Origin of the sequence: Acinetobacter sp. YH12072 (assembly GCF_013419565.1) — a bacterium.
GTDB lineage: Bacteria > Pseudomonadota > Gammaproteobacteria > Pseudomonadales > Moraxellaceae > Acinetobacter.
On the sequence record NZ_VOZV01000009.1, the window covers coordinates 111,012 to 118,488 of the forward strand.

Genomic DNA, 7,477 nt, shown 5'->3' on the forward strand with positions numbered 1-7,477 from the left:
TGACGAAGATCATGACTATTAAACGCGCTTTAATCTCTGTTTCCGATAAAACCGGTATTGTGGAATTTGCACAAGACCTTGCTGCTCTTGGGGTAGAAATTTTATCTACAGGTGGTACATACAAATTGTTGAAAGACAATAATGTTGCTGTAGTAGAAGTTTCGGAGCACACTGGTTTCCCAGAGATGATGGACGGCCGTGTAAAAACGCTACATCCGAAAATTCATGGTGGCATCCTGGCTCGTCGTGGTCTAGACGAAGCTGTGATGGCTGAACACAACATCGATGCGATCGATCTTGTCGTTGTTAACCTGTATCCATTTGCTGCAACTGTAGCGAAACCAAACTGTTCACTAGCTGATGCAATTGAAAACATCGACATCGGTGGTCCAACAATGGTTCGTGCTGCTGCGAAAAACCACGCGTCTGTTGGTATCGTAGTAAATGCTGCTGACTATGCAACTGTAATTGCTGAGCTTAAAGCTGAAGGTGCTTTATCTTATGCTACCCGTTTTGACCTTGCGGTTAAAGCATTCGAACATACTGCTCAATATGACGGTATGATCGCATCTTACTTAGGCGCTCGCGTAGGTAAAGAAGAAGGTCAGGCAGACAAATTTGCACGTACTTTCAATACTCAATTAAACAAAGCTCAAGACTTACGTTACGGTGAAAACCCGCATCAGTCTGCTGCTTTCTATGTAGATCCTGCTGCAAAAGAAGCTTCTGTTGCGACTGCTAAGCAGCTACAAGGTAAAGAACTTTCTTATAACAACATCGCGGATACTGATGCTGCACTTGAATGTGTGAAATCATTTGCGAAACCTGCTTGCGTGATCGTAAAACATGCGAACCCATGTGGTGTTGCAGTTTCTCTAGACGGCATCAAAGCTGCTTATGATCTTGCTTATGCAACTGACCCTGAATCTGCATTCGGTGGCATCATTGCATTCAACCGTGAATTAGACGTTGCAACTGCACAAGCAATTGTGGATCGTCAATTCGTTGAAGTGATCATTGCACCAAGCATCGCTGACGGCGTACTTGAAGTGACTGGCGCGAAGAAAAACGTACGTGTACTCGTATGTGGTGAACTTCCAGCAATTAACGAACGTGCTCCACAGCTTGACTACAAACGCGTAAACGGTGGTTTATTGGTTCAAGATCAAGACTTGGGCATGATCACTAAAGATGACCTGAAAGTTGTGACTAAACGCGCTCCAACTGAACAAGAAATCGATGACATGATCTTCGCTTGGAAAGTTGCTAAATACGTGAAATCTAACGCGATTGTTTATGCGAAAAATCGTCAAACCATTGGTGTGGGCGCAGGTCAAATGAGCCGTGTCAACTCTGCTCGTATTGCTGCAATCAAAGCTGAACATGCAGGTCTTGTGGTTGAAGGTGCAGTCATGGCGTCTGACGCATTCTTCCCATTCCGTGATGGTATTGATAACGCTGCCAAAGCTGGTATCAAATGCATTATCCAACCGGGTGGTTCTATGCGTGACGAAGAAACGATTGCTGCAGCTGACGAAGCTGGTATTGCAATGGTGTTCACTGGCATGCGCCATTTCCGTCACTAATTAACTAAATTAATTAGAAGTCGTATTTATTAATCCCCCTAAATCCCCCTTTGTAAAAAGGGGGACTTTTCGCATCATAGAACTGTGTTTTTATTTGCGATACCCCTCCCTTTTTAAAGGGAGGTTGGGAGGGATTCTATTCTTTGAGGGATTTTTAGATGAACATTTTAGTTTTGGGTAGTGGCGGTCGTGAGCATGCATTGGCGTGGAAAATCGCACAAGACGATCAAGTTACAAAAGTTTTTGTAGCGCCAGGTAATGCCGGTACTGCAACTGAAAATAAATGTGAAAATGTCGCTTTAGACATTCTCGACAACCCTGCCATTATTGATTTTGCCAAAAATAATGCAGTTGAACTGATTATAGTTGGTCCAGAAGCACCGCTTGTAAATGGTGTTGTGGATGCTTGCCGTGCAGCTGGGGTAAAAATTTGGGGTCCAACGCAATTTGCTGCACAACTGGAAGGCTCTAAAGCATTTGCGAAGCACTTCTTAAAACGCCACAACATTCCAACTGCTTTCTATGACGTGTTCACGGAAGTCGATGCGGCTAAAGCATTTGTCGAGAAAAATGGTGCGCCAATCGTAATCAAGGCTGACGGTCTTGCTGCCGGTAAAGGCGTGATTGTTGCCATGACCAATCAAGAAGCATTTGATGCGATTGATGACATGCTGGCAGGCAACAAATTTGGTGATGCGGGTTCTCGTGTAGTCATTGAAGAATTCCTTGCTGGTGAAGAAGCATCTTTCATTTGTATGATTGATGGCGACAACATCCTGCCAATGGCGACCTCACAAGACCATAAGCGTATTTTTGAAGGCGACCAAGGTCCGAACACTGGCGGTATGGGAGCATACTCTCCTGCGCCTGTGGTGACTGCAGATGTATTTGAAAAAACCATGAATGAAGTGATGCGTCCGACTGTTGAAGGCATGAAAAAAGATGGTCACGTATACACAGGTTTCTTATACGCAGGCTTGATGATTGACGATAAAGGTCAACCAAAAGTAATCGAGTTCAACTGTCGTTTTGGCGATCCAGAAACTCAACCGATCATGATGCGCTTAAAATCATCTTTGGTAGATTTGGTTCAAGCAGGTCTTGAAGGCAATCTTCCTGCAGAAGCTGAATGGGATGAGCGTAAAACTGTCGGTATCGTACTGGCATCTAAAGGCTATCCTGAAACTTCTAGCAATGGCGATGTGATTTCAGGTCTAGATACTGAAATGACTGATGCCAAAGTATTCCATGCAGGCACCAAAGCCAATGAAAATGGTGATATTGTCACTGCTGGCGGTCGTGTACTTTGTGTGACTGCTTTGGGTAATACCATTGGTGAAGCACAAGCGAAAGCATTAGAGCTTTGTGAAAAAGTAACATTCGACGGCGTTCAATACCGTAAAGATATTGGTTACCGTGCAATTGCGCGTGAAAATGCTTAATCTATATTTAGATTAAATAAAAACCCCGCTGAATGCGGGGTTTTTTTATAGTGAAGAATTTCAACTTTACTCATGCTTGGCTTTATAGTTTTATAAATAGCTAGATCACTAAACTCCATTTTTAGAAATGTTAGAAACAGAACGCCTCATCCTTCGACCTTGGCAAGCATCGGACTATCCAGCTTTTATTGCTATGGGGCAAAATCCTGAAGTTATGCGTTATTTTCCCAGCCTACTGACACCTGAACAAAGTCTACAATTTATTGAAAAAGTAACTAAACAGATTGATCAGTATGGTTGGGGTTTATGGGCAGTTGAGCTAAAAGAGACTAAAGAATTTATTGGCTTTATTGGCCTGCAACCGCAGCCTGATCTGTTTGAGTTTACACCCTGTGTTGAAATTGGCTGGCGTCTTGCCAAAAAATATTGGCATCGAGGTTATGCCACTGAAGGTGCTCGCGCAGTATTGGATTACGCATTCAATACTTTAGGTTTGAATAAAGTTGTATCTTTCACTGCCACAGTCAATACACCATCCGAAGCGGTGATGAAAAAGATAGGCATGGTAAAGACTCAAGAATTTCAGCATCCACGCTTGCCTAAGGATCATCCTTTATGTTGGCATGTATTGTATGAAATTAATCAAAGCAATTATTCAAGTAAATAAGAGTCGACTTAAATCCTCCTTAACCATTCATTAAAAAAGATTTTTCAGTAGCTCAATGAGCTAGTAGATTTACCTATGTTTATTCATTTTTATGATTTCTATTGGATAAAATCTTATAAAGATCAATCTTTAAGCGATATGTAATTCTGATTTATCTTCAATAAAAATAATATATTGTATTCATTAATATTTTAATCATTTTCATCTAATATATATTCTACTAAATAGATAAGTAGATAGTTTTTATCCACTATATCGAATAAATAATAATTGCTATGATTGCGCCCATTCAGAGCACCAAATTTGACTATATCTTTTATAAAATCTCTATTTACTCTCTCCAAATAGAAAACCGATATAGTGGTTTGGTGAACTCTGACCCGATCGAATTAACGTGAACTGTTGCAGTACATTTGCATTTTCCCTGCCGGAGCCACATGCGACATCGATCCAGGGTCAGATGAAAGTGTAATAAAACTCCACTTTAACATGACCTTAAAATGCATATACTTTAGGCAACACGAGAATTAGGACATCTTTATGAAAAAGCTACTTGGCGTTTTACTCAGTGCATCTGTATTGACACTAACTGCATGCGGAAAACAAGAAGCGCCTGCAACGGACGCAGCACAAAACAAAGACTCAGGTGAACTTCAAACAGTTACTATGGCATCCACTGGTTCAGATGCTGACGTATGGCGCTACATTTCAACTTTGCCTGAAACTAAACAAGCCGGCATCAAACTTGATGTGAAAAACTTCACTGATTATGTTGCGATGAACACTGCGGTTGCCAACAAAGAAATTGATGTTAACGCATTCCAGTCTTATGCCTATATGGTGGCTTATAACGACGCCAATACTCAAAAGATCGCTCCACTTTCTACGACTTATCTTGAGCCAATGGGGATTTACTCAAGCAAAGTGAAAAAAGTTGAAGAGTTTAAGCAAGGTGCGACAATTGCTATTCCTAACGATGGCGCGAATGAATCACGTGCATTGTTACTTTTACAATCTGCGGGTCTGGTAAAACTTAAACCAAACTTTGACCTGGTAAAAGGTACGCCTGCTGACATCACTGAAAATGCGAAACAGATTGTCATCAAGCCAATTCAAATGGCGACTGCAGTCCGTGTGAAAGATGAAGTAGATGCGATTGTTCTAGGTAATACTTTGGCAATGGAAGGTGGTCTGAACGTATTGAAAGATGCGATCTATTACGAAGCGATTGATCAAAGTACTAAAATGAATGTTAACATTTTAGCTGTCGCTGCTGACCGTCAAAATGATCCTGTACTTCAAAAAGTTGGCCAGTTGTATCATACTCCTGCTGTGAAAGCCTATGTTGATGAACACTTCGGTGGTACTAAAGTTGCTGTAAATAAACCAGTGACTTATTTAACCGAAGAAAAGTAATACAATAATCAATATTCAGAACAGGCAAGATTTCTTGCCTGTTTTTTTATTCTTGATGCAGTATTTGACACTATGATTGAATTTAAAGACATCTCCAAACAGTATGAGCTCAAGGGTCAAACCTTACGTGCCTTGAATCGGATTAATTTACAGATTCCAACCGGCAGTATCTTTGGCATTATTGGCTATAGTGGTGCCGGTAAAAGTACCCTGATCCGCCTAATTAATCTGCTTGAACGCCCTACTTCTGGTCAGGTGATTATCAATGGCACGGACTTTACTGCTTTGGATGCCAAATCATTGCGTCAGGAACGTACCCAGATCGGCATGATTTTCCAGCATTTTAACTTAATGCAGACTAAAACAGTGGCTGCCAATATCGAAATGCCAATGAAGTTGCTTGGCTGGAGTAAAGCTGAACGGGAAAAACGTCTCGAAGAACTGCTGGATTTTATTGACCTGAAACATAAGCGTCATGCTTTTCCGGACGAGTTATCAGGCGGTCAAAAGCAGCGTGTCGGTATTGCGCGTGCCCTCGCGAATCATCCGAAAATTCTGCTGTGTGATGAAGCAACTTCTGCTCTAGATCCGCAAACGACTAAATCCGTACTGCAATTGCTGAAACGCATTAATCAGGAACAAGGCATTACCATTGTCATGGTCACCCATGAAATGGATGTGATCGAAACCGTGTGCGATTATGTGGCCGTGATGGAAAAAGGTGATGTGATTGAAACCGGTTCTACCCTGCAGATCTTTAGTCAACCTCAGCATCCAACGACGAAAAACTTCATTCAAACTGTACTCCAGCAGAACTTGCCAGTAAATATTCTGGCAAATCTGGAAAATCAGAATCATCACAGTATTTATTGTTTAAAATTCCTGGGCAGCTCAGCGCAGGAAACCGTGATTCAGGGTGTGATCAAACAGTTTGATATCAGCTTGAATATCCTGTTTGCCAATATGACAGAAATTAATGGGTCGGTGATTGGCCAGATGTTTATTCAGCTCTTAGGCGATCCAGCGCAAATCACAGCAGCGATGCAATATCTGAGAGATAACGGCGTACAAGTAGATCAAGCAGGAGTACAAGAATGAGAGACTTAATTGTACAGTGGTTGACCACTATTACTGCGCCATTCTGGAAAAGTTCACTATCGATGGATCAGTTTGTTACTGCACTGCAAGAAACCTTTCACATGGTGTTCTTCGCAATGCTGTTTGGCTGTATCTGGGGCTTTATTCAGGCGATCATTTTACTTGTCACTCGCCCAAACGGGATTCTGCCAAACCGTGTGATTTATCATGCTCTAAACCCGATTGTGAATGCACTACGTTCCCTACCCTTTATTATTCTGCTGATTGCAGTGATTCCACTAACCAAGTTTTTGGTCGGAACATCAATTGGTACTTGGGCAGCGATTGTGCCTCTGACTATTTATGTCGGTCCTTATATTGGTCGTCTAGTCGAGACTTCTCTGCTAGAAGTGAATGAGGGGATTATCGAATCTGCACAAGCCATGGGTGCAACACCAATGCAGATTATCTTTAAGTTTATTCTGCCAGAAGCACGTAGCTCACTGATTCTGAACCTGACCACAGCAACCATTAGCCTGATTGGTGCAACCGCAATGGCGGGTGCCGTTGGTGCTGGTGGTATTGGTGACTTAGCGATCTCTTATGGTTATCAGCGTTTTGATACATCTGTGGTGATCATGACCGTGATTGTCTTATTGATTCTGGTGCAGATTGTACAAAGTGTTGGCGACTGGTTATCGCGACTTCGTTAAGCTAAATTCCTAAGTAAATAAAGCCCTCTTTTTGAGGGTTTTATTTTCTACCCATAAAAATATCTGCATCTTAAACATCGAAGCGAACATTTGATACATGGCTTAGCAGCATGGATGCTGCCGTTGATCTGTCTTACACAAGCTTTAAAGCAATGCTTAAAGCTTGCTCAGGAAGTGCCATCAGATCAACGAGGGGTTTTGTTACTTTTGGCCCGTCAAAAGTAAGGCATAACTAGGGTGTGTTGACACTTTTAGCTTAAAAAAAATAGCGAAGTAGTAAAATCAAATCGCCAAACCCAATTTTACTATTCGCTATGCCTCGTACCATGCTGACAGATCAACACTGGCAAAAGTTGAAAGTTATTCTGCGTAATTTATCCATTCACCACAACTCAAATTTACGCAATTTTATTGAAGCTATTCTCTATAGAATTAGGACAGGTTGTCCGTGGCGAGATATTCCTTCTTGTTTTGGTCATTCAAACTCTATTTTCAAACGTTTTAATCGTTGGTCAAGCAGCGGTAAGTTACTTAGATTATTCAAATTACTAGCCTCATGCCCCGATATGGAGTGGA

General features: G+C 41.7%; 7 protein-coding genes. All 7 read left to right on the forward strand.

What is annotated here, in order from left to right:
* The first annotated feature begins 11 nt into the window (after positions 1–11).
* The gene (purH, locus tag FTU19_RS05800) at positions 12–1,586 is read left to right on the forward strand and encodes a bifunctional phosphoribosylaminoimidazolecarboxamide formyltransferase/IMP cyclohydrolase (protein ID WP_180068496.1); all 1,575 of its coding nucleotides are present in this window, start codon (positions 12–14) and stop codon (positions 1,584–1,586) included.
* Positions 1,587–1,744: 158 nt separating this feature from the next.
* The gene (purD, locus tag FTU19_RS05805) at positions 1,745–3,028 is read left to right on the forward strand and encodes a phosphoribosylamine--glycine ligase (RefSeq protein WP_180130374.1); all 1,284 of its coding nucleotides are present in this window, start codon (positions 1,745–1,747) and stop codon (positions 3,026–3,028) included.
* A gap of 127 nt (positions 3,029–3,155) precedes the next feature.
* Positions 3,156–3,695 (forward strand): GNAT family N-acetyltransferase, encoded by a 540-nt coding sequence (locus FTU19_RS05810; RefSeq protein WP_180130376.1) that lies wholly within the window; start codon positions 3,156–3,158, stop codon positions 3,693–3,695.
* 540 nt (positions 3,696–4,235) lie between these two features.
* Positions 4,236–5,111 (forward strand): MetQ/NlpA family ABC transporter substrate-binding protein, encoded by an 876-nt coding sequence (locus FTU19_RS05815; protein WP_005235248.1) that lies wholly within the window; start codon positions 4,236–4,238, stop codon positions 5,109–5,111.
* Positions 5,112–5,183: 72 nt separating this feature from the next.
* Positions 5,184–6,209 (forward strand): methionine ABC transporter ATP-binding protein, encoded by a 1,026-nt coding sequence (locus FTU19_RS05820; RefSeq protein ID WP_034170305.1) that lies wholly within the window; start codon positions 5,184–5,186, stop codon positions 6,207–6,209.
* Positions 6,206–6,901, forward strand: coding sequence for a methionine ABC transporter permease (locus FTU19_RS05825; protein WP_004786199.1), 696 nt, complete (start codon positions 6,206–6,208; stop codon positions 6,899–6,901). Before FTU19_RS05820 ends, FTU19_RS05825 begins: the two co-directional genes overlap by 4 nt.
* A gap of 314 nt (positions 6,902–7,215) precedes the next feature.
* The coding region (locus FTU19_RS05830) for a transposase (protein ID WP_180057735.1) at positions 7,216–7,477 on the forward strand (262 nt) is incomplete at its 3' end.